Origin of the sequence: Candidatus Nitronereus thalassa, assembly GCF_032191465.1 — a bacterium.
GTDB lineage: Bacteria > Nitrospirota > Nitrospiria > Nitrospirales > UBA8639 > Nitronereus > Nitronereus thalassa.
Window position 1 is genome coordinate 228,213 of record NZ_JAQOUE010000002.1, and the last position, 24,137, is coordinate 252,349.

The 24,137-nt window shown below is 47.4% G+C and carries 24 protein-coding genes; 14 read left to right on the top strand and 10 right to left on the bottom strand.

The features are described from left to right. The first annotated feature begins 15 nt into the window (after positions 1 to 15). Both PPG34_RS16350 and PPG34_RS16355 read left to right on the top strand, forming a co-directional pair. Positions 16 to 327, top strand: coding sequence for a DUF5666 domain-containing protein (locus PPG34_RS16350; protein WP_313834509.1), 312 nt, complete (start codon positions 16 to 18; stop codon positions 325 to 327). A gap of 493 nt (positions 328 to 820) precedes the next feature. Further along, the gene (locus PPG34_RS16355; RefSeq protein ID WP_313834510.1) at positions 821 to 1,318 is read left to right on the top strand and encodes a hypothetical protein; all 498 of its coding nucleotides are present in this window, start codon (positions 821 to 823) and stop codon (positions 1,316 to 1,318) included. A 105-nt stretch (positions 1,319 to 1,423) separates the two neighbouring features. Here PPG34_RS16355 and PPG34_RS16360 read toward each other — a convergent pair whose 3' ends face one another. Continuing rightward, positions 1,424 to 2,140 carry a Crp/Fnr family transcriptional regulator gene (locus tag PPG34_RS16360; protein ID WP_313834511.1) on the bottom strand — a complete coding sequence of 239 codons (717 nt, stop codon included), beginning with the start codon at positions 2,138 to 2,140 and terminating at the stop codon, positions 1,424 to 1,426. A 136-nt stretch (positions 2,141 to 2,276) separates the two neighbouring features. On the opposite strand from PPG34_RS16360, the gene PPG34_RS16365 reads away from it, so the two are divergent. From PPG34_RS16365 to PPG34_RS16380, 4 genes are all read left to right on the top strand, one after another. Further along, positions 2,277 to 2,834 carry a putative metalloprotease CJM1_0395 family protein gene (locus PPG34_RS16365; RefSeq protein ID WP_313834512.1) on the top strand — a complete coding sequence of 186 codons (558 nt, stop codon included), beginning with the start codon at positions 2,277 to 2,279 and terminating at the stop codon, positions 2,832 to 2,834. A 338-nt stretch (positions 2,835 to 3,172) separates the two neighbouring features. Continuing rightward, positions 3,173 to 4,396, top strand: coding sequence for a sulfotransferase family protein (locus PPG34_RS16370; protein WP_313834513.1), 1,224 nt, complete (start codon positions 3,173 to 3,175; stop codon positions 4,394 to 4,396). 84 nt (positions 4,397 to 4,480) lie between these two features. Continuing rightward, complete coding sequence (locus PPG34_RS16375; RefSeq protein WP_313834514.1) at positions 4,481 to 5,098, top strand: ABC transporter substrate-binding protein; 618 nt, start codon at positions 4,481 to 4,483, stop codon at positions 5,096 to 5,098. Positions 5,099 to 5,162: 64 nt separating this feature from the next. After that, positions 5,163 to 6,035, top strand: coding sequence for an MlaA family lipoprotein (locus PPG34_RS16380; protein WP_313834515.1), 873 nt, complete (start codon positions 5,163 to 5,165; stop codon positions 6,033 to 6,035). Between the two features lie 17 nt (positions 6,036 to 6,052). Here PPG34_RS16380 and PPG34_RS16385 read toward each other — a convergent pair whose 3' ends face one another. Further along, on the bottom strand, positions 6,053 to 8,713 hold the full coding sequence (locus tag PPG34_RS16385) for an MMPL family transporter (RefSeq protein WP_313834516.1): 2,661 nt from the start codon (positions 8,711 to 8,713) through the stop codon (positions 6,053 to 6,055). Between the two features lie 781 nt (positions 8,714 to 9,494). On the opposite strand from PPG34_RS16385, the gene PPG34_RS16390 reads away from it, so the two are divergent. Beyond that, positions 9,495 to 9,833 carry an RNA recognition motif domain-containing protein gene (locus PPG34_RS16390; RefSeq protein ID WP_313834517.1) on the top strand — a complete coding sequence of 113 codons (339 nt, stop codon included), beginning with the start codon at positions 9,495 to 9,497 and terminating at the stop codon, positions 9,831 to 9,833. A gap of 83 nt (positions 9,834 to 9,916) precedes the next feature. Further along, positions 9,917 to 10,816: an acyl-CoA desaturase gene (locus PPG34_RS16395; RefSeq protein ID WP_313834518.1), complete on the top strand. Its 900-nt coding sequence runs from the start codon at positions 9,917 to 9,919 to the stop codon at positions 10,814 to 10,816. 7 nt (positions 10,817 to 10,823) lie between these two features. Here PPG34_RS16395 and PPG34_RS16400 read toward each other — a convergent pair whose 3' ends face one another. The 4 genes from PPG34_RS16400 to PPG34_RS16415 form a co-directional block, all read right to left on the bottom strand. Continuing rightward, complete coding sequence (locus PPG34_RS16400) at positions 10,824 to 11,264, bottom strand: energy transducer TonB family protein (protein ID WP_313834519.1); 441 nt, start codon at positions 11,262 to 11,264, stop codon at positions 10,824 to 10,826. 13 nt (positions 11,265 to 11,277) lie between these two features. Next, positions 11,278 to 13,713, bottom strand: a complete 2,436-nt coding sequence (locus PPG34_RS16405; protein ID WP_313834520.1) for a TonB-dependent receptor — start codon at positions 13,711 to 13,713, stop codon at positions 11,278 to 11,280. 129 nt (positions 13,714 to 13,842) lie between these two features. Next, positions 13,843 to 14,178: a hypothetical protein gene (locus tag PPG34_RS16410; RefSeq protein WP_313834521.1), complete on the bottom strand. Its 336-nt coding sequence runs from the start codon at positions 14,176 to 14,178 to the stop codon at positions 13,843 to 13,845. 102 nt (positions 14,179 to 14,280) lie between these two features. Beyond that, positions 14,281 to 14,772, bottom strand: coding sequence for an HIT family protein (locus PPG34_RS16415; RefSeq protein WP_313834522.1), 492 nt, complete (start codon positions 14,770 to 14,772; stop codon positions 14,281 to 14,283). A gap of 239 nt (positions 14,773 to 15,011) precedes the next feature. Here PPG34_RS16415 and PPG34_RS16420 point away from each other — a divergent pair, with 239 nt between their 5' ends. The 5 genes from PPG34_RS16420 (at position 15,012) to PPG34_RS16440 (ending at position 18,196) form a co-directional block, all read left to right on the top strand. Then, the gene (locus tag PPG34_RS16420) at positions 15,012 to 15,629 is read left to right on the top strand and encodes a retropepsin-like aspartic protease family protein (protein ID WP_313834523.1); all 618 of its coding nucleotides are present in this window, start codon (positions 15,012 to 15,014) and stop codon (positions 15,627 to 15,629) included. Between the two features lie 208 nt (positions 15,630 to 15,837). Then, positions 15,838 to 16,614, top strand: a complete 777-nt coding sequence (locus PPG34_RS16425) for a YkgJ family cysteine cluster protein (RefSeq protein ID WP_313834524.1) — start codon at positions 15,838 to 15,840, stop codon at positions 16,612 to 16,614. 115 nt (positions 16,615 to 16,729) lie between these two features. Next, entirely contained in the window at positions 16,730 to 17,173 is a 444-nt protein-coding gene (locus PPG34_RS16430) for a gamma-glutamylcyclotransferase family protein (protein ID WP_313834525.1), read from the top strand. 108 nt (positions 17,174 to 17,281) lie between these two features. Then, the gene (locus PPG34_RS16435; RefSeq protein WP_313834526.1) at positions 17,282 to 17,608 is read left to right on the top strand and encodes a (2Fe-2S) ferredoxin domain-containing protein; all 327 of its coding nucleotides are present in this window, start codon (positions 17,282 to 17,284) and stop codon (positions 17,606 to 17,608) included. Between the two features lie 30 nt (positions 17,609 to 17,638). Then, complete coding sequence (locus PPG34_RS16440) at positions 17,639 to 18,196, top strand: MogA/MoaB family molybdenum cofactor biosynthesis protein (protein ID WP_313834527.1); 558 nt, start codon at positions 17,639 to 17,641, stop codon at positions 18,194 to 18,196. A gap of 33 nt (positions 18,197 to 18,229) precedes the next feature. On the opposite strand, the gene PPG34_RS16445 is transcribed toward PPG34_RS16440, so the two are convergent. From PPG34_RS16445 to PPG34_RS16455, 3 genes are all read right to left on the bottom strand, one after another. Continuing rightward, a complete protein-coding gene (locus PPG34_RS16445) occupies positions 18,230 to 19,288 on the bottom strand; it encodes a zinc-binding dehydrogenase (RefSeq protein ID WP_313834528.1) in 1,059 nt (352 codons plus the stop codon). A 30-nt stretch (positions 19,289 to 19,318) separates the two neighbouring features. Further along, entirely contained in the window at positions 19,319 to 20,251 is a 933-nt protein-coding gene (locus PPG34_RS16450) for a PhzF family phenazine biosynthesis protein (protein WP_313834529.1), read from the bottom strand. 164 nt (positions 20,252 to 20,415) lie between these two features. Next, a complete protein-coding gene (locus tag PPG34_RS16455) occupies positions 20,416 to 21,654 on the bottom strand; it encodes a hypothetical protein (protein WP_313834530.1) in 1,239 nt (412 codons plus the stop codon). Between the two features lie 147 nt (positions 21,655 to 21,801). Between PPG34_RS16455 and PPG34_RS16460 the strand changes: the two genes are divergently transcribed. Continuing rightward, positions 21,802 to 22,074, top strand: coding sequence for a hypothetical protein (locus tag PPG34_RS16460; RefSeq protein ID WP_313834531.1), 273 nt, complete (start codon positions 21,802 to 21,804; stop codon positions 22,072 to 22,074). Between the two features lie 94 nt (positions 22,075 to 22,168). Here the strand turns inward: PPG34_RS16460 and PPG34_RS16465 are convergent, their stop codons facing one another. Beyond that, positions 22,169 to 24,136 (bottom strand): B12-binding domain-containing radical SAM protein, encoded by a 1,968-nt coding sequence (locus PPG34_RS16465; protein WP_313834532.1) that lies wholly within the window; start codon positions 24,134 to 24,136, stop codon positions 22,169 to 22,171. Between the last annotated feature and the right edge of the window lies 1 nt (position 24,137).

Sequence of the window (24,137 nt, forward strand, 5' to 3'; positions counted from 1 at the left end):
TCAAAAGGAAATGTTATGAAACGATTACTTGCCCTCACCATCCTTCTGTTGCTTCTATCCGCTCCTCTTTTTGTGGGCGCCCATGGGAACGCCTCTCACGTCCTCGGCACGGTCACAGAAACGACACAAGATCAGATTACAGTGAAAACACCCAAAGGAAAAGTCGTCACGATACACATCAGCCCTGACACCATTTTTCAACACAATGGCATCACCACGAACGACGCACGTCCTCAAGTCGGGAATCGGTTAATTGCAGAGGCGGCAAAGATTGATGACAAATTAGTCGCCATCGAAATTAAATTTTCTTCACCGAAGTCTAAATAATCCCAAAGACAGGCAAAATAGTTATGTAAACTGATGGTGATTTTTTTCATCATTTTGGATTCCCCAATTTTGGGGTGTTGGTCAAAAAGTTGCCCCGTATACAAGCCTTTCCCAACTCTTTTCTATTCATCGCTCTCTCAACGATAATTCTTATTCATTCCGTTTCGCATCTCAGAAAATCCCGAAAGTGTTGCATTGATTAGTACCCATCGGTAGACCAGAGTCGGGCCCCACCCTATACTAACGCCCCATAATTGAAGAATCTTGAACCAAGACGACACTCCTAAATCTTGGTTCCCCTGGGTAGGACTCTCAAGGCCATTCCAGACCTATTGCGCTTCCTGCCCATGTCCTGTGGAGAGCCCTCGGGATAAAGGGAGGTTTGCCTACCTCATCTCTTCATTCCAGGCTCCTCACGGGGTCTGCAACACTAAGAACATACATATTTCAGGAAAATATCAGCCGTTTTTCTATTATCAACCAAGGAGGCAGTATGATGCGCACGTCTTTCTTCATCCTTTGCTTGGGAGTGTTTTTGATTTTTGGATTGACCGGGTCAGCCTTCGCCTTACAGTCGGGCGGCGTTGAAATTGGAGATCTCGAGACAGGGTCTGTGGTAGGCCAGCCCTTCAAGGAACTTGATGTGGATATCGCATTCACCGCTATGAAAGTTGGCAACAAACAAGGATGGTACCCCCCAACCGCGATTTTGAATCTCGTAGCTCAAGGAACCGGTGGCCGCGCGGGTCGCCCAGTTCTTCTGCAAGTGACAAATAAACTTGAATCGGACTACTCCTTCCACCTTACCGCCGATTCTGCATTTGCCGGCCCAACATCCATGACCGCCAAACTCACCTTAAAACCTGGAGAAACCAAGTTCATTGGGATCCCCACTAGCGACTTAACCTACGTTACGGCCAGCAATCTGCTGAATTACACGAACCCTTCGGCGAAGGATGATTTAGGCGGCCAGCTGCTTATTCTTCGATAGACCTGATTCGTTTTTTAGGTCGCACGACAAAAGGCCATCTCCCAAAAAACACGGGAGTTGGCCTTTTTGTGTATCCAAGTCAAATTTCCTTTGTCTGCTTTCCCCCTAATGCACGTTGGCTAATCTCGCCTTATCAAGAATTACGATATGTCGATGATCTTGTAGAACAAGCCCTCGTTTGGAGAACTGACCAAGTAAAGTGCTCACGGTTTCGCGGGACGTTCCAATCAAATTAGCCAGGTTTTGGTGGGTAAGCCGAGACTGAAGACGAATCCCTCGGTCTTCAGGGCACCCCATGGTTTCCGCCAAATTGAGCAGCATGGTGGCAAGACGGGCGGGTGCACTTTTAAACACCATGTCCCCAACTCGCGATTCAATCGCGCGAAGCCGCAAGCCCATGAGTTTTATCACTCGGCCGCCCACATGTGGATATTTTTGGAGATATTTTTCAAAATCCTCTCGACGAATCTCACACACCATGGTTTTTTCCAATGCCTGGACAAGCGTTTCTCGATGCTCTCCAGTGACCGCTTCCGTTTCCCCAAAAATTTCGCCAGGCTCGAGAATTGCCAATAGTGCCTCCCGACCATCGTCATTTACCTTGGAAATTTTAACTCGCCCCTTTTTAAGCAAAAACACAGCCCCGCTCGGATCTCCCGGGAGATACAATAATTGCCCCCTGGCGTAACTCTCCATTTTGGTGATCCGTTGCAAATGACGCATTTCCTTCCAAGAAAGCCCAGCAAAAAGTCTGATTCGCTTCAAATACCACAGCTTTTTGCCCTCTTCCGTGGCGGAAACTGTTAAAGACTCTCCCGGCATTTTGCCCTCTTTTTTGAAAATTCGGCCAACTTTTCGTGCGTTCGTTCAGAAAATCATGAATTTCAGGACGAGCCAAAGTTTTCCGATAGTTTTACCATATAAAATTTTATGGTTTTCTAAGGGTTAACCCTACATTATGCAGGTACACTCGCTCAATACCCCTTCTCTTCCAATAGGGCATTTACAAACAACTCCGACAGCGTCCCCAACCTCCTCAACACCAACAAATTCCAAAGAAAAGGGCATTACCAGCCCAGTCCATGATCCTGTCCAGCTTTCCGGCCATGATCCGGAATTGGAAAAACTCAAAGCCCGAGATCGAGAGGTTCGTGCCCATGAAGCAGCACATGCCGCGGCCGCTGGATCACTCGCCAAAGGAGGACCGTCCTATACGTACCAACGTGGGTCAGACGGTCAACTATATGCCGTTGGAGGAGAGATCAACATTGATACCAGCGCGGTCTCCGGGGATCCTGAGGCCACCATCCAAAAGGCTCGACAAATTCGAGCCGCTGCGAATGCCCCCGCGAATCCATCTGCTCAAGATCGTGCCGTGGCAGCACAAGCCACACGGCTAGAAGCCCAAGCTCGAAGAGAGTTGCAACAAGAACGTACGGAAAAAGTTCAGGAACTCCCCTCCTCTGGATCGAATACACCACCATCAGAACCGAAAATCATTGATCTCTTTGCCTAATTTTTGTGGTGGGTGAAGCACTTGGTTATTGCCAATATGATCGGAGCCTCATCGGCTGTAAATTGAGCATTTCAGTCGCCCCTTTCCCACTAAACATTGGCAGGCCTTCTTTCCGAGATCCCCTCTCAGCAGATATGATCCCCTTGAAAACTTTCACAGAATTTTGTTAGCTGACATCAGCAATCAACATTTTTAAAAATTATGTAACATCTGCCCATTTGGAGCCACCAAGTAACCAGGACAGGAGACCAAATCTAAAGAAGTCCCGATTAACCTATTTAAAAATCGTCCTCATAATCATGACGAGACGTTAAAAAAAAATTTTCCTACAAACACTGATGAACATCCTCCCCTTTGTCCAATTATTTAATGCCGCGGGGGCTCGGTTGCGTGACCTGGGTCTCCCACTGGTTCCATTCGATTCAAAGTCCTTCATGGCCCAAGCTTCTAAGAAAACGAAGCTTCAAGATTTTGGCGACTCCTCCTTTCTCGAACCGTTAAACATTCTCTTGGAGGCCTGCGAAAAGGAGGCTCGCCTCTCCATGGTCGGACGCTTGGCTGTGAAGGGGGAAACCATTCGGCTTCTGGGGAATCGTTTAATTCTGACACAAGATCGAAAAACCTATCCGGAAATTTCTCAGGAACCCATCACCTCACCTATTTTCATCGTGGGCCTTCCTCGAACTGGATCAACCTTCCTCCACAACCTACTTGCACAAGACCCGGGTCTACGAGCACCTCGTATGTGGGAAACCATGTTTCCTTCGCCCCCTCCCGGTCATCCTGACTCGCAGACAGAATCTCCTATTCGGCAGACTGACCAACTCCTCAAAGGTTTTTATTTAGTCGCGCCAAAATTTAAAATTGTCCACCCGATGACAGCGCAAGATCCGACGGAATGCGTGACGATCATGAGCCACAGCTTTATGAGTGCGCAATTTCAAAGCACCTACCACATCCCCTCCTATCAAAAATGGTTGGAAAGCGGGAACCTTCGCCCCACATATGTCGACCACCGCCAATTCCTTCAGCAACTCCAGTGGGGCTCACAACCCCGGCAATGGATCCTCAAAGCCCCGGCACACATTTTATCCCTGGAATCTTTGTTGGCCGTGTACCCGGATGCGAAGATTGTGCAAACTCATCGATCCCCCCACGCTGTTTTGGGATCCGTTTCTAGTTTGGACGTCATTCTCCGCCAGGCCTTTAGTCGTTCAGTCGACCCACAAGCGATTGGACAGGAAGCCCTCACTCAATGGGCCAATGCTGTTCAGCGAGCCATGAATGTTCGCGATGCAGTTAGCACTCAGAGGCACCAATTCTATGATGTGTTGTATAATGCACTCGAACAACATCCCATACGGACTATTGAACAGATGTACCAACATTTTGGATTAACGCTTACTAACACCGCGAAAAGTAATATGCAGAACTATTTACTAAGACACCCTAACCACAAAAATGGAACCCATCGATACACCCTGTCTCAGTTTGGGCTCACCCAGGAGACCATCTTTTCTCACTTTAAGCCATACATTCTCCGATACAACCTGGATACCTGAACAGCCCTCAAAAACTAATTTTCGCCAGGAATATGATAACCCTCAAATGTACACACATTCGATAATTGGTAGAATTAAGGAATTATGAAAAAATATAAGAGACTCCATCATATTGTGATTTTGAGCTTTTTTTTCATCTTATTAGTTTCAAGCCAATGGGCGTTGGCGGAAGAGGCGAGTACCGCCGTCACTCACCTACAGGACACCATTCTCAAGATCATGAAGGATGGGGATAAGTTAGGGTATAAAGGCCGCTACGACCTCATCCGACCAGTGGTGACCCAAACTCACGACTTACCGGTTATCGCACGGATTGCAATGGGACAATACTGGAGGGAACTGAATGAAAACCAACAGAAGAATTTCACCGATATTTTTGGAGAACTTAGTCACTCCACCTATGCTGGCCGATTCAATAGTTTTTCCGGGGAAAAGTTTTCGCTGATTTCGGAGGAATCTCTCAGGAAAAATCGAAAGCTTGTTCAAACCCGATTCCAAAAGGCCGATGGAGAGGAAATTCGATTTAATTACATTCTTCATCAAGTCAATGATCAATGGAAAATCATCAATATCATGGTCAATGGCGTCAGCGATCTCGCGCTCAAACGGACTGAGTATGGTAGCATTTTAAAAAAGGATGGCTACGATACCCTAATAGAAAAACTACGTACGCAAATCAAGGAAAACGCGGATGGACTATAATGTCAATTACTGGTAGGATTATCATTTAGAATCATTCAATCGCTCCCAACCACCGATGTTTATTATGAAACTCTGGTCAAACCAACAACGCCCATTGGCAATATTTTCTTCACTCCTGGTTTCCCTGGGAGTACTCATGGGGGGCACTGACGCTGTTCTGGCTGCAGGGTCATCCGATGATCCCATTGAAGTCATTAATCGACCTATCTATCACGCCAATGACATTTTAGATCAGTATGTGGGAGAGCCAATTTCCCGAGTGTACATTGATTACACTCCAGAAATGGTTCGATCTAGCGTTTCGAATTTTTTCGATAACGTCTCCTATCTGAATGTGATACTCAATGACTTCCTGCAAGGAAAAGGCAAACAAGGGGTTGAAGATTCAAGCCGATTTCTTATCAATAGTACATTCGGGGCTTTGGGGCTCTTTGATATTGCCACCCCCTTGGGCCTTGAAAAACATAATGAGGACTTTGGACAAACACTCGCAGTGTGGGGGGTGGGACAGGGCTCTTACCTCGTCCTTCCTTTCCTTGGGCCAAACACGGCACGAGATGTCCCGGACCTTGGGTTCAGCACTGTCACCAATATCCTTTTCTATGTCAGCAATCCGGTCGCCGTTCCTGTCGCGGTTTTGGGCTTTATTGACAAACGGTCACGATTTGACCAAGCCATCCAAATCAGAAACGAAGTCGCGGTTGAGCCGTACCTCTTCACCCGTGAGGCCTATCTCCAACACCGAAATTTTCTTATTTATGACGGAAACCCGCCAATCGAGGACGAAGACTTGTTTTTGGACGAACCCTATGCGGAGCTCGAAAAAGAAGGGCCAGTGGAGATTGAAGACACACCAGAGCAACCTACCCCTAACATCGATCCCCAAGCTCGCAATACGGACCTCGGCAATGCCTCAGTGACTGTCTCCATTCGCTAACCATCCATTTTCTTGACTCATCCATTTTTCCACCAGCCTCGGACTTCCAATTCTCCAATTAAAGCCGGCAAAACCACCAGAGCACAGAGCAGGGCCAAAGTTAAGGTCAGCACCAGCAAAATGCCCAAGCTTGCCATCCCTGGATGAGCTGAAAATCCTAAGGCACCAAAAGAGGCCATTGTCGTGAGCGCGCTGAAAAGTACCGCTTGAGAAGTACTGCTTTGAACAACTTGCGCAATGGACACACCTTCGCGTTTTCGCAAGACAAGATAAATCCCAAAGGCAATGCCCAATCCCAGGACCAAGGGCAAGGCCACCACATTCGCAAGGTTTAAGCGGACATCAAACAAGAGCGAAGCCGCAACCGTGAGAATCATCGTCATGAGAAGAGGCAGAAGGACAAGAAGTACCTCGCCTGGCCTCCGAAGTATAACAAACAACAAGACTGTGGAAGCCAAAATCGCTACAATAGTCGCTTGGATGCACGCATCGATAATGGCCCGCCCACCCTCGACAATCCCAACGGGAGACCCAATGGCGCGTGGATCCACTTCTTGCACACCTCGAGCGAACTGCCGCAGCTTCGTATTATCGTTCCCATTAAACACAGAAAACACTTCAACCCGTGCGCGACCATCCTTGGCAAGATAATGGTCTTTCAGGGCCTGGGGCAAGGTTTCAAGTGTTACCGGAGTCGCATTCATCAACCTTCTTAAACGGTCAAGCCATTGAGGGAAATTTCCAACCAGCCTTTTACGAAGCTCATGTATGGCCTCAGGGTTCCATCCAACACTTGCTCCAAAGTGATCAAAAGATGCCGTCAAGTTTTTTGCGCTGGAAGAAAACTTCTGGGTCCACAGGGGATTGTTCTGGTCTTCCAACTTTCTTTGAAAGTCCTGAACAGCTCGAATTTCTTCTTCCTCACTTGGAAACGGGAGCGGCTCAACGGGAGTCAGCACCGGATCCAGCACTAAGGCCATGTCATCAATAATCGCCATTTTCTCCTCTTGGTCTTCTGGCACGTATTTCGACAAGGTAAGAGCACGATCTACCACATCCAGTTCTTTTAAACGCGCAGCAAGTTCATCCGCCTTTGTGAGATTCTGAGCCAACAGGTGAATCACATAGGGAGAGGTCCCTGGGTCCTTAAGAAGCTCAAGAAACGTGGAAACCCCTTCCGTGTTGGGATCCCTAAGGTGAAGAGCATTGAAATCAAACCGAAGTAAGGGAAGCGCCGCGACAGCGGCTAATGTGAGGGGCACCATCAAAAACAAAATCGGCCTTCGATACCGGAGAACCCAGGGTAAGGTGAAGGAATTATTCGGCGAAGATTGGGGAATAGAGGAAATACGTTTGGTCCTGGAAATCGGGAAGATCGTTAATAATGCCGGGAAAAAAGTCAGATTAGCGAACAACGCCAAAAACATTCCCCCCCCAGCAATCAATCCAAGTTCCGCAAATCCCCGGTAGGCCGTTGGCAAAAATGAGAAAAAACTCAATGCGGCGGCGATGGCCGACAGCGTAAGGGCGCCCCCCACCCCACTCGCTGCCTGACGAAGGGCTTCCTGATGGACACCCAACCGATCAAACGCTTCCCGATACCGCATCCCAAGTTGAATACCAAAATCCACACCTAGCCCAATAAATAACACCGGGGCGGTTGCAGAAATAAAATTCAAGGATCCAATCGTGAATACAGCAAAGGCACCGGTCCAAATCAATCCAACGATCAGAGTAAACAGCATGGCGCCGACAAGACGGACTGACCGCAACCCAAGCAATAAAATGAGACAGACCAGAGATATCGATAGGACCCCGGCCATTTCCGCACCTTTGGATAGCGTTTCGCGCTCTTCTGTTTCTATGGGAATGGACCCGGTTAGGCGAACACGAACGCCAAAAGTGTTTTCCAACACCTTTCCTTGCTTACGTATAAATCCAATGGGCCCACCAGCCCCTTCCAAAGTCGAGTAATCCAAACGGGGTTTTGCGAGAAGGAAGCGGCGCTTGGGATCGCCTTTTGGGGTCACGTCACCAAGCATGGCCTCTTTCCAAGAAGAAGGATTAGGCTTTCCTGCGATCTGAGCCTCAATGGCCTCACTCAGCAAATCAAACACCTTTGCCAATAGGATTTGTTCATCCGCATTCGGATTTTCGCCAACCGCCAAAGAAAGCATGGAAAAAAGGCCGCGAAGGCTAGGGTCATGGACCATCGTGCCTAAAAACGGTTGCCATTTACTCAAACGTTCGTCCAATTTCCAGAGTTCGTCAGGTTTCAGGTACAGCAACCCATAGGTGTCGAAAAATTCACCCTGTGCCGGATCATAGATCGAAGAAAAGAGGGCAGGTTGTTGAGATAGAGTTCCGGCTAATTGACGAACGGCGTCCCGGGCGGCATCCGAAGTTCCTTGATCAATCACGATCACAATTAAATCGTCGAGTTCCGGAAAGGCCGCAACAAACTCCTCATCTAATTGTCGGAAGGGAAGATCTGGATCCAGTAAATTGAGAGGATTCGTATCGAGCGTGAGATTGTTCACGGTATAGACCAAGAGAATACTGGTCAGTATCACAACCCCCATCACCACCCATTTCGCAAAACGACGGCAACCATCCACCAGTTGCACGACCGCTTGCTGAAATGTCACCGCCGTATGATCAAAAAGAGAACTCATCATCCTTCAAGTGTTTCTTGAGAAATGAAAAAGGTTGGGCTCAATATCATGGACTGCATTGAAGACCTATCTCTGGACACCAATTCGAACGCAGCCTAAAATTCCCATAATACCAGGGAGAAACTATGACACGACTTTGCCAAAGTAAGACTAAACACATGGACTAAAAAGTTAGAAAATGTGAATCGTGAAAGGACTTAACCGGTGAGTAGATGAGGCATGCGATTTCGGATGACCCTATGAATTTCACAGTAATTTGATAGTCTAGAATAAAAATACGATTTACTCTTGAAGGAATCAGCCATGATATTTTTCCGGCCTGAGACCATACGATTCGGCTACCTGCCGTGGCAGTGTACCACACAAGGGAGTTTTCCACATCTATCTAGCAAAGCAATCCTCATGCGAACATATGCATACTATTTTTTATGCCTCCTACATTCCTAACCTGAGAAAGTAGTCCAAATGCTCCGGAAAGCATAAAAATCGTTAGTTTATAACCTACCCAAACCTCCCCTTAATATACATATCCCTATTCTTGGCTACGCAGAATCCTGACTATCTTTTGGGAACCAACTATGGTAAAAAGGAGTATCTTTTTCCGCCGTGGGTCTGGCAGTCAAAGAATCGTGAATAAGGCCCGTAACCGATGTTGTTTTGCCGAGGAGTCCATTCGGAAGTCAGCCCAGAGTCGCCTCAAGTTCGCGCCCTCGGACCATACCTTCCAAACATTTGATTCTCCCCAGTCACAAGACAATGTCATGATTTTCAAAGGAGGAACCACATGGGTTCAAAAGTGTATGTAGGTGGCTTGCCGTATTCCGCGACGGAAGCTGAAGTTGAGGCGTTATTTGCTGAGCATGGGACTGTCGAATCGGCTCGTGTTATTACTGATAAATACACCGGCCAATCCCGCGGATTTGGATTTGTAGAAATGTCAACTCAAGAAGAAGCTCAAGCGGCCATTAATGCGCTTCATTCCAGCGATATGGGTGGGCGCACCTTAACTGTCAATGAAGCCAAACCCATGGCCCCTCGCTCTGGTGGCGGTGGCGGCGGATTTGGTGGTGGCGGTGGTGGCCGAGGAGGAGATGGAAACCGAGGCAGACGGAGCCGGTTCTAAACATCACCCTGTAATCCATACATAAACGGAGGGGCTTGCATTCTGAGCAGACCCCTCCGTTTTTATTTTTGAAAGACCCGAACATGCCCTCGACCACCCTGCCTCCTCTTTCTTCCCGTGGTCTCGATATTGGCAAAATCTTACTGTTTGGAACGGTCGCCACAGGCGCCCTCATTGGCGTCCCCACCTTTGCCTATTTCTATGACTATCACCCGATCGACTGGATCATGTTTGGCATGCTCTACGCCATCACGGGATTGGGAATCACCGTAGGATACCATCGCCTCGTAACCCACCGAAGCTTCACCTGCCCCAATTGTGTCAAAGGTCTATTGTTAATTGCCGGTGGCTGGGCGATAGAAAATTCCGCACTCCGATGGGCTGCCGACCACATGCGGCACCATGCCCAATGCGACCAAGACTCTGACCCTTATAATGCCAAACGGGGGTTTTGGTTTAGTCACTGCGGCTGGATTTTTTTGAAAGACCCCAATCGAGATAATCGATGGACTTCAAAATTACGACAAGACTCTGTGGTGGTTTGGCAGGATCGGTATTACCTCCCCATTGTCCTTTCCGGATTGATGCTACCGTTTGTCGTTGGTCTCATGGCCAATGGATGGATAGGTGGACTAGGATGCTTTCTTTTGGCCGGATTAGGACGGACATTTTTTGTCTTGAACTCCACGTTTTGCGTGAATTCCGTTTGCCACTTGTGGGGCCGACAACCCCATGGAAACTCCGATACAAGTCGAGATAGTTGGTGGGTCTCTCTCCTGACCTTTGGCGAGGGGTACCATAACTACCATCACATGTACCCTGGTGATTACCGAAACGGCATTCATTGGTACAATGTTGATATTTCAAAATGGCTCATCTATGGCCTTTCCCTCATCGGCATGGCCTCTTCCCTTCGTCGAACCACAGCTCGTCCAAAAGATCGAAAAAAAAAGAACCCCTCTAACATTCTCCCCACTCCATAACCTTAGGTTATTTTGTTCGGAAGTGAATTCGCACCGTCAGCTCACCATCCACAAAATCATCACCATCCATTTGCGGATCAAAGGTCCATTGCTTAAGGGCATGGAGCCCCTCGAGATTCAATTGACGGTGTTTGGCCGGTTGTAAAACTACAACAGTTGTCTCTGCCGTCTTACTCACCAAAATTCTGATTTTCATCCAGTCGTCGATTTCTTTTCCATTTAAGGAAGGCGGCATAGTGGGCCAGGGGGTATATTTTGGTACAGGACCAAGTTGTTGATCTTTATTGAGCTTGAATCCGTGTACATGAACGGTTTCAAGCACTTCCACATCTTCGTCTTCTAAGTGGTCTGCTTCATGAGTCGATCGATCGGATTGGGCCTGCACAACCATGGGCACACTCATCAAGGACAGGCATGCGATTCCTATTGGGACCCAAACGTCTCTCATTGGAAAACTCCCTTCATGAATCAAAAAACCATTGTGTTCTGAAGAAAAATGAGCGCGGCATATTCGCATGCGAGACCCCAAGACCAATACTCTGCTCCCCGATATTTAACAATTCTTGTTGATCGAATACATTGATCATATCAAAACCAAACAACAGCCTCTGCTTACCGGATAATGGAAGAACGTGAGTAAGAGAGAGATTATACGTCGTCACCGAATCAGCGCTCTGGGAATTGGTTTTCTCACCGGCTGATGCTGTCCGCAAACCAGAGCCAAACAACATTTGCCCGGATACGGTCGTATGCTCCAGTAGTCGATAGGTCAGAATGGCCGAACTCGTGACTTCTTGCATATGATCACAAAACACTCCTTCGCTCGTTTCAATATCATTAATCTCCTGCTGCTCCAGGAGGAAATGTCCCGACTGAAGCCCCTGTCCTTTACATTGCCCCCAAGCGACATTTCCTCGTGCCGAAAGATTGTCCGTGAGTTTCACTTTGATACTGCCTTCGATCCCCCGCTGCCAACCATTTTTAAAGGCAAAGAAGTTCAGCAACGGCGTGGTGCCAAATTGCCCGGCATCGGATAAATTCTTACTGAGTTTATAATAGCCCGTCAGTTGTACCACGGCAATTTGGCCAAACGCATGCGTGGATCCCACCTCAAAATAATGTGACCGCTCCGGCTTGACCGTATTATTCGTCAAATTCTCAGGTTCGGCAGTGGTGCCAACCGTATTAAGTTGGACAAACCTGATTGCTTCCAGATTCGGCGGAGTAAACAACCGACCATAGAACGCATGAAAGGCATGGTTGTTCGTGGCTTTAAACGTCGCACCGACTCGTGGGCTGATTTGGGCGGCCTCGATAAATCCGTGAATATTATCCACCCGGACACCAAGATTAAACGTCCATTGATCATTAGGCGTATATTGATCCTGCACCCAAAATTCTTCCCGATAGCCAATCAACCGACTATCCGCCCGACGCATCAAGACACTCCCCATTGGGGCTCCACCCACACGATTGAAGGCGAATAATTCCGTCTTGTTGACCGCCTGCGTTCGATCAAATTGAAACCCAGCTTTAACAAGGTGCTCGCTATTCAAGACATTCGTATAGTCCAATCGCACCCCGTTGGAATAGGCAAATCGATCCTGATCGCCAGCAGAGAATGGCTCGTCCGTATCGCCAGTATAGGCCAAGACATTTAAAGGATCAGTTTCAAACGTGGCTCGTGTATGACGCAAATATCCAGCTAGACTAAAGAATTGACTAGCATTGACATCATGTCGCCACACCAAATGGGCATACTGGTTAGTCTCTTTTTGGGATTCATCAATGTCTTGTGAAATTACTGGGTTAAACCCAGGATTGTTCGCCTGGATCAACCCAACGATTGTTCCATTGGCTATTTGATTGGGCGTATTGGGAATTTGAAACTTCGCAATCGAGTTCAGAAATAACAGCGTAAAGTTATTGTTATTGTTAAGTTGATAATCGCCACGTATGAAAGTCTGATTTCTGTCACTTTCGTTATGAAAACCTGAATCACCTAACGTCGGTGGATCAATCCCACGACTCGTTGTGGTATAACTGTTTAATACGTAATACCGAAACTTGTCTCCTGCCGTCCCACCATATTCGAATGAAGGTATCACGGTTTCATTCGACCCCCCAAACAATTGAATAGATCCAAATCCTGGCTTGGTTCCGCTTTTGCTCGTAATATCAATGACCGCAGCTGTTCGATTGCCAAACTGTGCTTCCATCCCACCGAGAATAATATCTGCCCGTTCCCAGGCACGGGGGGAAATCACATCCGTGAAGGTGGAAGAAACCGTATCCGGAATCGGCACACCGTCGATCCGTACCTGAAAATTTGCATGATCCTGGCGAATGTGAACTTGCTTGAGGCTCCCGTTCACCGCACCGGGAATAGTCAACAATGCATCATTGAATTCAATGTTACTCCCAAACGGCAGGGCCTCGATTTCCGTTCGACTCAGTGAGTAGGTTTCGCTGGACGACTTAGGTTGAATTGGGAGTAAGGGAGCCACTACTTCCAACGCAATTTCTTGTGTAACAGTCATCGTCAACACGACTGGACCTACCTCCTCATTACCAACTTCGACAATCTTATATTCGCTTCGATACGTCTCTTGAATCGCCCGTATAGAAAATACTCCAGTTCCTGGAGCAACCAAAATAAACTCTCCGGCATCATCAGTTGACTCGGATGTGACCAGTGCGCCCTCCTGATCTCGCAATTCCACTGTGGCTTGAGCCACACGCCGCAAATCCACATTTTGCACATGCCCTGCAATCTTTTGCCCTCCTGAAACAGCATACGAATCCTCCAAAAATCCAAATATAAACGTAAAGGCCAAACCCAAGAACAACCATTTCAGATGGTTAGTTTTTTTTAAATCTTTATCAAGATATGACATAGCCCCTCTTTCTCAAAGATCAAAATAATTCAAGAAGTTCACCAGAAATTACACAGGCGTCAACTTATTCCCGAGGAAAAGGAATAGGACGTCCCATATAACCCTGACAAGAAATGAATTTCGACTGATCTAGAGGAAAAGAGGAGGACCGCGGGATTCTTGGGAAGTGAGGGCTTTCGAAGAAAAAACAATTTCTGACGTATGCCATTGTTCATGTTCGACCTGAAGCGGGATTCCAAGATTTCCATGATCGAGATCAACGGACCCACTCCCATGGGCTTGCACCCATTGGCAGAGGTCAAAATCTGAATGCTCATGACCATCATGATCCACTTCCGCAAAAATATGGTGAACTTCTAGAGCACTCGCAAAAGGAAGAAGACAGAGGACCAGCAGAACGACCGTGGCCGCAACCGTGGCTTGAGAACGAGGTGAAAAATTGAATGATCGGAAACGGGCTATCATATGAGGCAACCTTAGCAACACCATCAAGGCGAGTCAATAGTTGCAAGGCAGTTGCAATAAGAAAATTAGCCACCCGATTAGCCAACCAGGAGCCAGGGAGGATTATGGGTCTAAACAAGAAGCAATAGAACGAGCCAAGTCGGCACCAGAATTCAAAGCGGTAGGTTTCCATCCAATACCCAGCCCCGCGCCATTCTCTTCTTTTGGAATAATGTGATAATGAACATGAAAGACCGCCTGGTGAGCCGGAGCTCCATTGTTTTGGAGAATGTTATAGTCCCTTGCACCGGTGGCCTTCAGGACTGCTCGACACAAACGGGGAAGTACTCGTCCAATCGCCGCCGAAGATTCGTCGGACAATTGATCCAAGGTTTCCGCGGGCTCTTTAGGAATCACCAAGGTATGGCCCTTGGAGAGGGGATTAATATCCAAAAATGCAAGGACCTGCTCGTCTTCATAAACTTTATGACAAGGAATCTCGCCACTAAGAATTTTTTTAAAAATCGTGTCAGCCATGGATGAAAGAATAAGCAAAATATCGAACAATGACAAGAGGGGGGAAATGTTGATTCCTGACTTGAGACCATAGGCCATTACCACTCATTTCTTCGCTTTATTCTCGTTCTTATTAAATCTCTGTCCCCTTATTAACCCGACATAGAAATTAGGCCGATACATAGGCTAGAGGGTTAAGATATTGAGTTTTCTTTTCTTGCTAATAAAAGATCCCCGCCGCAAGCAGCGGGGTATTCAGGGGAATACATGATCATACCTTCTATAATGAGACCCGCGTAGCAGAGCTACGGGGAATAACCAGATTCAAGTAGAATCCTATGCAAAAATCTTCTTTCAGTGGAATTGTCATCGGTATTGCCATCGGAATCTCTTCCATTACTGCCATTTTTGGTTTTGGTCTCTTTTCTATTGGCAAGCAAATCGACAACCCACAAACGGTAGAAATTGTTCGTGAAGCTATTCATGACGAACTTGATCGTACGAGTCTTTTAGACATGCTCCTCGGCAACAACACCTCTCAAAATGTTTCTGAGCCAATTTTCGATGATGAAATAATTATTCCGGCGGTCCGATCAGGCAACCACCTTTATGTGGATGTAGAAATAAACGACTATCAGACGGTGACACTACTGGTGGATACTGGCGCTACGGACATTATGTTAAAAGCTGAAGTAGCTTACGAACTAGGCCTTTCAGAATCAGACGCCATTGAAGCCACCTATAATACAGCCAATGGTCCGACTCAACAGTTCATTACCATGCTGGAGTTAGTTCGAATTGGGGAAGCCGAACAGAGCAAAGTACGAGCTTCTTTTGGTAGGGGAATGACAGACGGATTTGAAGATGGCCTTTTAGGGATGAGTTTCTTAAAACACTATCATGTTGACATTGATTTGAAACGCGAAGAACTTCACCTTCGTCCCCGCGAAAAGTAAAAGCTTAAATAAAAATTTTCAAACCTTCTCCCCCAAACACACTAGTACCATATCTCGTGATTTGAAGTTTGTTTTTCCCCAAGCCCCCTCAAATGAATACAAAGGGTCCATGGCCAATAGGGTCCTTGCTTAAGCACAGACTTTTTCACTACGCTGTCTTCATTATTTCAGAAAACTTTCTGGCTCATCCTGCAAGGCAAACACCCGTATGAGCTCGCCAAAACAACTAGAAACCTTTCGTCTCTCGCTTCAGACCACTGTCGGCGAACTCCAGGCGGAAATCTCGGTACCGACAAGTTTTATTCCTATATCAGATATTGTCCCTCTCATGCGCTCATTGGGCGAACAAGCCCTCGCAATGGAAGAAGATCACAATCGATTGGCCGGACACCAAATTTCTTGTCATAAAGGATGCGCCGCTTGCTGCCGAATGCTGGTCCCCGTCTCTCCACCTGAAGCTTTTGCACTCCAACGAAACATCGAACAACTACCAGTCCCTCTACGAGAAAAAATTTTAACTCGTCTGAGTTCTGTCAAAAAGACATTGGAGCAATCGGGCCTCCTTGGAAAACTTGTGCAGATATCAGAGACCCGATCGCAATTGTCTGATGAGGATATGGAGCCAGTCAATCAAGCATATTATGCCCAGCGATTGCCATGTGTGTTTCTTGAGGATGAAGTGTGCAGCATTTATGAATTCCGACCCGCGGCCTGCCGAGAACTTCTTGTCACCTCCCCCAAAGAATTGTGTCAGGATATCGCACAAAACCCAGTGGTTCCCCTATCAGCTCCCTTTCGTATTGCCACCGTGTTAAGTCTCATGTGGGCTGAACTCACCAAAGGACCAGCCAAACTCATCCCCCTTCCGGTCGCATTAGATTGGGCAGATCGCCATGCCAAAGAAAATCAATCCACCCAAACCGGAGAGAGTCTTTTGAAAATGGGGTTGGACAAAATACTTGGATTCCTCCGCCAGAATTCTTAAGCTTCTCTTCCAGTTGGCCTACCGCCCCAAGCCCCACCTTGACAACCCCTCGAAACATTGTGATAGAAATGAGAGTTTGCTAATGACCTTTATTCGGAAATGAGGCTGCCTGTTCATGCGATTCTTTTTTTATGCTGACAATTTGAATCCAACACAACTAAAACGACGAGCACCAGAACACAAGTTTTTATTTAAAGCCTATCTCCCGGACCACACCATTGGGTTCCCACGGTTCTCATCTCAATGGCGGTGCGGTTTGGCCAGTGTGATCCCTTCGCAAGGAGAACGCGTCTGGGGAGGCGTCTTTGAACTCACCGACGAAGATGTGAAAATTTTGGACCAATTTGATGGTGAAGTTCCGGAAGGGGCGTACCGGCATCTCGAAGCCAATGTCTACACGGAAGATGAACAAAAAGAATTGGTCACGACACACACGTCACAGGTCATTGGGAAATTCAAACCCAAAGAGCATTATTTGGACTTCGTGGTAAAAGGACTCAAGCATTGGAGCATGCCTGAGGAATGCCTTGAGATGTGGGAATTGTTTCGTCCTCGATAATTTCAAGTATAATAGCAGGAAGCCAAATCACCCCATCCATCATCCCAGAGCCAACTGTTTGATCTAACATAAAACAACAACCGACTAATCACCTCGAAAGGAGTGATAATGCCAAAACCCAAGTATCATATTATGGTTTGTACCAATACACGCCCCCCTGGTCATCCGAAACCCTCTTGCGGATCAGCCGGATCCCAAAACCTTTTGATGGCCCTTAATATGGGACTCATGGAGCGTGGCTTCCAACCGGGTGAGGTCCTGGTAACTGGCAGCTCATGCTTAGGCCCCTGCGAACAAGGACCAACCGTGGTAGTCTATCCTGATGGCACTTGGTACTCCCAAGTAAAAGATGAGCATGTAGCCTTGATTCTCGACGAACACATCAAGAAGGGCACCCCCGTTGCTCAATTAAACCCAGATTCTGTGTGGGCGTAACAGTTCTCACTTAAATCGTCGAACCCTAACATGGGCACCCAACACGGTTCTCACTCACATGGACCTAGTCATTCGCAGGGCTCAGCTTCCTCTGCCGAACATAAGGCCCGTGGTCCCTCAACCATCAGTTGCGGAATCATTACCTGTAGCGACACCAGAACTCCCGATACGGACAAGAGCGGTCAGCTCATTCGAGAATTGCTCACCTCACAGGGACATTGTATTGACGCCTACCATGTGGTGAAGGATGAACCCACCGAAGTACAACTGCTCCTTCAAGAGTTAGGGACTCATCATTCCCTTGGCGCGATCATCATCAATGGAGGAACGGGAATTTCTCAGAGGGACTCAACGTTCGAGGCTGTGGACGGGTTACTAGAAAAACACCTGGTGGGGTTCGGCGAAATTTTCCGCTATCTTTCGTATAAAGACATTGGGTCGTCTGCGATTCTCAGCCGCGCCACCGCGGGTCTCTATCGAGGCAAGGTCATTTTTTCGATTCCCGGATCGAGCGGAGCCGTTCGATTGGCTATGGAATCCTTAATCATTCCTGAACTTCCCCACATTGTAGGTGAAATGCAGAAATAAAAAACGAACCTCGAGTTTTACACGCTTCTCAGGTTATTCCTCACCAGGGTCTGGAAGAAGTACAATCTTTCCAAAATTTTTTCTCTCTAACATGCGTTCTTGCGCCACCCGGGCCTCATGCAAAGGAAATGTCGTGTCCAGGATGGGTCGAAGCGTACCCGCCTCAATCAAACGCGTGGCTTCCAAAAGTTCGTCTCGGGTTCCCATATACGATCCCATAATAGTCAATTGCCGGGAGTATAGATAACGCGCATCAAACTGGTGGGCTCCACCAGAGGTCGCGCCACAGGTAACCATGCGACCACCTCGTGACAGGGAATTCAAACAAGAATTCCACACTGCTTGTCCAATATGCTCGATAACCACATCGACTCCCCTATCATTTGTAAGGGCTGCAACTCGATCCGCCACATTTTCCGTAGAATGATTGATGACATCTTCCGCCCCTAGCAGGTTTGCCTTTCCTTTTTTGTCTTCCGTACCCACCGTGCTCAGCGCCCTCGCTCCCAATAAATTAACCATTTGAATAGCCATGCTTCCCACGCCACTTCCCGCACCCATCACGAGGACGGATTCTCCCGGTTGCACATTGGCCAAAGACTTGACCATATGCCATGCCGTAAGCGTCACTAAAGGAAATGCCGCGGCTTGTTCAAATGTGAGATTTTCTGGCATGGGCAGAACATTGACCGCCGGCACAGCCACGTATTTGGCATATCCACCATTTCGTTGAGCCCCAAGAATCTGAAACTGCGAACAGCGATTCTCCTTCCCAATCAAGCAGTCGTCACAATTGCCGCAACTGATTCCCGGCATGACAAACACTCGTTGCCCTGGCGTTAAAGAACCAGAATACGCCGTTCCTACGGTGTCGATCACACCACTGACATCACAACCAGAAATATGAGGAAGAGAGATGGAATAATTTGGAATACCCTGACGAATCCAAATATCCAGGTGATTGAGGGCACAGGCTTTGACTCGAACCAATACCTCGTCGGGCCCAACCTGGGGAAGAGGAACCTCTTCGTAGATTAATTTTTCCGGACCACCATGTTCATGAAAGGTCACGGCCTTCATGAGAGTTGGCATAGCCTGCTCCCAATCAAAAGGAGTGCGTCATTAAAAAAGAAGCTTTCCTTCGGCCACCATTACCGCCTGGCCCCCGACTTTTATTTCTTGAATCATGTCATCATCGGAGTAGACCTGCACCAGAATTCGAGATGGCCGATCAATCTCATAACCTTGTTCTGTATATATTTCAGTCGTAGGCCCTACATCCACCACCCCATTTTTCACTAAGTATCCTCCAAGAGCCCCACTCGCGCTTCCTGTCGCAGGATCTTCGACAATACCAATCGGTGCAGCAAACATACGGGTATGGACCGTGGCCCAATCCTCCACCGTCATGGTGGTAAATACCATGATACCGTTCACCCCCAGGCGCTCACAGATCGTCATCGTTCCCGTCAGGTCCACCTCGATCGATTTGACTGCCGTCAATGTTCGTACAGGAACAATCACCACCGGCAGACCGGTCGACACGACTTCAACGGGAAGCCGCGTGTCGGAAATATTGGCCTTCGTCAATCCCAAAGCCTGACTGATTTCATACAGATCCTTAATTTCGTCCACCACACCTAAATATTCCGGGGAAGGTTGAGACATGATCACCTGCTGTACCTGATCCTTCACAACCAATAGTTCGACAGGAAACACGCCAATGTTACACTCAAACATGAATCGGGTAATTGGTTCCTGCAAGGGAAACTTATTCAACAAACTGAGGACAAAAAAGGTGCCGATGACCGGATGTCCGGCAAAAGGAATTTCTTGGGTTGGAGTAAAAATTCTGAGCTTGGCAATTGCCGCCGGATCAGTCGGAGGAACGACAAACACGGTTTCAGAGAGATTCATTTCCCTAGCAATTTGCTGAAATTCCCGATCAGTTAAGTCTTCAGCATCGGGAATGACCGCCACGGGATTTCCACCAAAAGGCTGATCCGTGAACACATCAGCCTTATAAAACTGCAAGCGTCGAGTTGGAGTTGTCATAGAATTTTTGATTTAGTAGGAGAGGATAATGGCTTCATAAGATTTGGGGAAATAAAATCTTCCGGCCCCCATCGCACCCTACCCAGCAGGCCAATGGACATGGAAACTATTGAATTGGTGCACTTTTTTACCGAAACAGAAAATTTGGCAGGTAGTAGAACACGTTACGCACTTAAAGGCAAGGCTTCATAGCTGGCGGCGGCGGGATTTCGTACATAGTCCTCAACAAAATTTTTCAGCGTCCCATTTCGATACAGCCGGGTATTGGCAAATTTCGTATCTATCTTATGGAGCACCTTCACTTTCACACCAGTTTTGTGGATAAACTCCTCTAAGGTGACTCCCATTATATCCATATTCGTCCCACGCCCAGATTCCATGACGCTTTTTGGAATGTGCAGGCGCTTTTCGTTCGTAAGACATTTCCGTATATCATCAAAGGTCAGAAGTACCGTGCAATCGGAATCTCCACCCAACATCGCATTGGGTATATGGAGAAAGCGCGCCCTCCCCTTTCGGTACATGTTCAAAATTTTATGAACACTCCCGGCCATCACCACCGTATCCTTTTTCTCTAATTCGAGGGCATCGAACGCACTCACAATGCGTTTTCGATTCAAAAATGCGGTCACATAGGCTTCCGTATGAATCGTGGTCAGATTGGGATATCCCGCATCATATATTCGTTCCGCTTCAAGGGGGAGAAACTTTCTCCCCTGTCGCATCAGATTGGCCGTATCTTCCTTTAACCCACGAACCGGGGTCAGGCACCCCATCCACAACACGCATTGTTGATTAACCTTGGCAATCTGTTCGGCATCCTTAGACATCGTATCTTGGTCAAAGGAATAAAAATTAGCCGAGGACACGGCAGGGCCATCCAACACCTTCATGACGTGCCTCACCGACGGCGCATGGGGCATTAATTTTTCTCGATACTTGCTGAGTGTGATCACCGACAGTTCAAAATTGATCCGGCCCGGATATTGTGCCACCAGCTGATGAATTTTAGGGACATGGACAAAACCAACAGTAAAAAACTGAATATTCTTATCGGTGTGCTTTAAAAAGTCTTCCACCCACTCCATGCCTTTGGGATGCAGGAATAAATCCGTCCACTCCATATACTCATTCCCTCCCAAACACCAGAACTGCATGGGATCGGTAGGCTTGGCATTGATATAGTTTAGGATAAACTCCCAATCATCTTGCGATGTTTTCGGCGGATCTTGCGTCTCGCGATAGGAATGATCCAGCTCGTAACAAAAGTCACATTCCACCGGGCACTTCTTCCCCAAACTCAAGGGAATTTTTCCGGCATCCATTTCACGCTTGAGCACTTCCCGATACCCCTTGCCTTGGAGAACGAGAGTTGGCTCTAATACCGGCAGGTCTCGCCCCACGGTTAACCCCTCACTCCTAGTCGCTCATGACCATTCTTGTCTATAAGAACACAATGGCTCGTTGACACCCTCACAAAATTTTTGCCAGACTTTGTACAGTCAAGCCAAGTCTCGATTATCATAATTCCAATTTCGCCCAAATACTCCATGGAAAATTCCCATCTCCCATCCAATGAATCCTTCAAAAACGCGTTAGCACTGTTCCAGCTTTCCCTGCCCTTGGAATCGAAAACGTTACATCACCGATACCAAGAACTGCTGGTCACATGGCATCCTCACCGCTATGCCAATATGACCAACAACCCGACCAAATATATGCAGATGTACAAAAAAGGTGAAGCGATGACTAAGGAAATTCGGTCAGCCTACGCCCTATTGAAAGAGTCGTTAGAACAGGGTACTGGCACATCCTCGGACTAAATTCTACTCTAACCAACTTTTTGAGCAGCAACTTCAGCGGGAATCTGAATTATTCTAAACCTGGGAGCAATGAGGGCAACTTAAAACAATCGGACTATTTAGCCGAATGACTCACTACTCTCGCCATGCCAGGTTCCCCATCCTTTCCGCCCTCAGGATCAGCTTTGGCCACGGGCCAGGTAATTAATCCCGCCACGGTATCCGGCTTAGCCTCGGCAGGTGTATGGTTGGTGGCATAAATCTGAGGCAGCTTATTAGTGCCATATTTGGAAATATAAAGAAATATCTGCTCGCGCGCATTAATGCGTACGGCCCAAGATGCAAAGTCATTTTGATAAAACTCTTCGCATAATTGCATGGCATCCAGACAACTGACACCACCAGGTTCATTCAAGGTATAGTAATAATCCAGCGGCATATCGTATTCATCTTGCTTGTGAATCGTAATGCCAAATTTTTCTGGATTTCGAACCATGGGGGTATGCCTGTACGCCACGAAGTAAAATAACTCAACAGAATGAATGCTGGCTTTATTGTCCAGCAAAAACTGTCTCGTATCCTCGGCCTCCTCTTTCGTTTCTCCGGGAAATCCATAAAAGGCCATCACATGATTCCAAATGCCAACTCTCGCCGCTTCTTTTAAATTATTTTCGATGACGCTCTTCTTGGCATGTTTATCCATTAATTCCAGTACTCGTTCGTTCGCCGACTCCATCCCATAGTAGAGCGTTTTACACCCCGATTTGGCTGCCAAGTCCCAAATTTCTGGATCTTGTAGAGTTTCTTCAAATCGAATGAGCGTCGTCCATTTAATATCAACATTCTCCTCAATAAGCAGTTGGGATACTTTTTTAAAGAGAGCCGGGGGATAGGATTCATCGGCGAATAAAAAATGATCGGCATGAAATTTTTCCTGCAACGCCTTCACCTCGCGCACAACATCTTGGGCTGGCTTTCCACGATATTGATCAAAATATCCTTGCCCATGATCGCAAAACGTACATTTCCCCCAATAACACCCGCGAGTGGCAAGGTACGGAAGAATACGTGTCGGGACAAAATATGAGTCCAACGGAAACCCTTCGAAGTCTGGAAGTGGGAGGCTGGTCGTTTTTTCGGTATAAATTTCCGAATTGATCCGAACATGGCCTTGCTCTTTGTACATAAGGTTAGGAACGGCGGTCCATTCCCGATCCCCCACCAAAGCCTCCAGCAACCACAAGAGGGCATGCTCACCTTCATACATGATGGCCGAGTCAAATATTTCCGTAAAAAATGGTTCTTGCTTTGCCAGGTCCTCTTGCAAACGCGTGATAACGTTTCCCCCGACCGTAATATGAATATCGGGATAGGCTTCCTTAATCAGCTTTCCAAAGGTCAACCCAGCGATCAGCTGCATTTTGGTGCCAATCGAAATCCCCACCACATCCGGCCGCTCCTTCGCGATGGAAGGCAAAACCAACTGCTGGCACACATCGCGATACACATTGACCTGAGGGTCATTTAAGCAGGCATACACTTCACTTGAGACTCCAGGACGATACCCTAAGTTGCTTTCCATCGGGTAATAGACTAGGGAAGCCGGATAGTATGCCACTGAGATGTAGCGCATCACATCACGAAAAACATTCAGTGCCCATTCGAGTTTGCTAGCATCATAGAAATCTTCGCTACGGTTAATGCGTTTGGCTTCCTCGGCACTAGAGGCTAATTCCATCACGTCGAACGACAAGACTTCCTCCAGGCACTCCTTTTGATCAATTTCCTTTTCCGTCAGTTCGCCTTGTGCTTCTTTCCCTTTCAGCTCCCTGAGCTGTTGTGCCATTCGCGCATTCACCCAAATAAGGAACATATCGCTAAAAAACAATTCATACATTTCGATATTGATGTCTCGCTGAATAACTTCATGCCCATTTTCCCGAAGCACCGCCGTCAGGCTAGGAAGGGCTAAATACGGCGCCGTTGGCACCCATTCCGGAGGGAAGAGCAGCATGGTCTTTAACTTACGGCCACTCTTTGGCTTCGCATTTTTAGTATCGATTTTTATGAAGGAAGAAGACATA

Bases quoted from the DNA above. Each gene is read 5' to 3' on its own strand.
- PPG34_RS16350 (WP_313834509.1), top strand. From the start codon at position 16: ATGAAACGATTACTTGCCCTCACCATCCTTCTGTTGCTTCTATCCGCT.
- PPG34_RS16355 (WP_313834510.1), top strand. From the start codon at position 821: ATGATGCGCACGTCTTTCTTCATCCTTTGCTTGGGAGTGTTTTTGATT.
- PPG34_RS16360 (WP_313834511.1), bottom strand. From the start codon at position 2,140: ATGCCGGGAGAGTCTTTAACAGTTTCCGCCACGGAAGAGGGCAAAAAG.
- PPG34_RS16365 (WP_313834512.1), top strand. From the start codon at position 2,277: ATGCAGGTACACTCGCTCAATACCCCTTCTCTTCCAATAGGGCATTTA.
- PPG34_RS16370 (WP_313834513.1), top strand. From the start codon at position 3,173: ATGAACATCCTCCCCTTTGTCCAATTATTTAATGCCGCGGGGGCTCGG.
- PPG34_RS16375 (WP_313834514.1), top strand. From the start codon at position 4,481: ATGAAAAAATATAAGAGACTCCATCATATTGTGATTTTGAGCTTTTTT.
- PPG34_RS16380 (WP_313834515.1), top strand. From the start codon at position 5,163: ATGAAACTCTGGTCAAACCAACAACGCCCATTGGCAATATTTTCTTCA.
- PPG34_RS16385 (WP_313834516.1), bottom strand. From the start codon at position 8,713: ATGATGAGTTCTCTTTTTGATCATACGGCGGTGACATTTCAGCAAGCG.
- PPG34_RS16390 (WP_313834517.1), top strand. From the start codon at position 9,495: ATGGGTTCAAAAGTGTATGTAGGTGGCTTGCCGTATTCCGCGACGGAA.
- PPG34_RS16395 (WP_313834518.1), top strand. From the start codon at position 9,917: ATGCCCTCGACCACCCTGCCTCCTCTTTCTTCCCGTGGTCTCGATATT.
- PPG34_RS16400 (WP_313834519.1), bottom strand. From the start codon at position 11,264: ATGAGAGACGTTTGGGTCCCAATAGGAATCGCATGCCTGTCCTTGATG.
- PPG34_RS16405 (WP_313834520.1), bottom strand. From the start codon at position 13,713: ATGTCATATCTTGATAAAGATTTAAAAAAAACTAACCATCTGAAATGG.
- PPG34_RS16410 (WP_313834521.1), bottom strand. From the start codon at position 14,178: ATGATAGCCCGTTTCCGATCATTCAATTTTTCACCTCGTTCTCAAGCC.
- PPG34_RS16415 (WP_313834522.1), bottom strand. From the start codon at position 14,772: ATGGCCTATGGTCTCAAGTCAGGAATCAACATTTCCCCCCTCTTGTCA.
- PPG34_RS16420 (WP_313834523.1), top strand. From the start codon at position 15,012: ATGCAAAAATCTTCTTTCAGTGGAATTGTCATCGGTATTGCCATCGGA.
- PPG34_RS16425 (WP_313834524.1), top strand. From the start codon at position 15,838: ATGAGCTCGCCAAAACAACTAGAAACCTTTCGTCTCTCGCTTCAGACC.
- PPG34_RS16430 (WP_313834525.1), top strand. From the start codon at position 16,730: ATGCGATTCTTTTTTTATGCTGACAATTTGAATCCAACACAACTAAAA.
- PPG34_RS16435 (WP_313834526.1), top strand. From the start codon at position 17,282: ATGCCAAAACCCAAGTATCATATTATGGTTTGTACCAATACACGCCCC.
- PPG34_RS16440 (WP_313834527.1), top strand. From the start codon at position 17,639: ATGGGCACCCAACACGGTTCTCACTCACATGGACCTAGTCATTCGCAG.
- PPG34_RS16445 (WP_313834528.1), bottom strand. From the start codon at position 19,288: ATGCCAACTCTCATGAAGGCCGTGACCTTTCATGAACATGGTGGTCCG.
- PPG34_RS16450 (WP_313834529.1), bottom strand. From the start codon at position 20,251: ATGACAACTCCAACTCGACGCTTGCAGTTTTATAAGGCTGATGTGTTC.
- PPG34_RS16460 (WP_313834531.1), top strand. From the start codon at position 21,802: ATGGAAAATTCCCATCTCCCATCCAATGAATCCTTCAAAAACGCGTTA.
- PPG34_RS16465 (WP_313834532.1), bottom strand. From the start codon at position 24,136: ATGTCTTCTTCCTTCATAAAAATCGATACTAAAAATGCGAAGCCAAAG.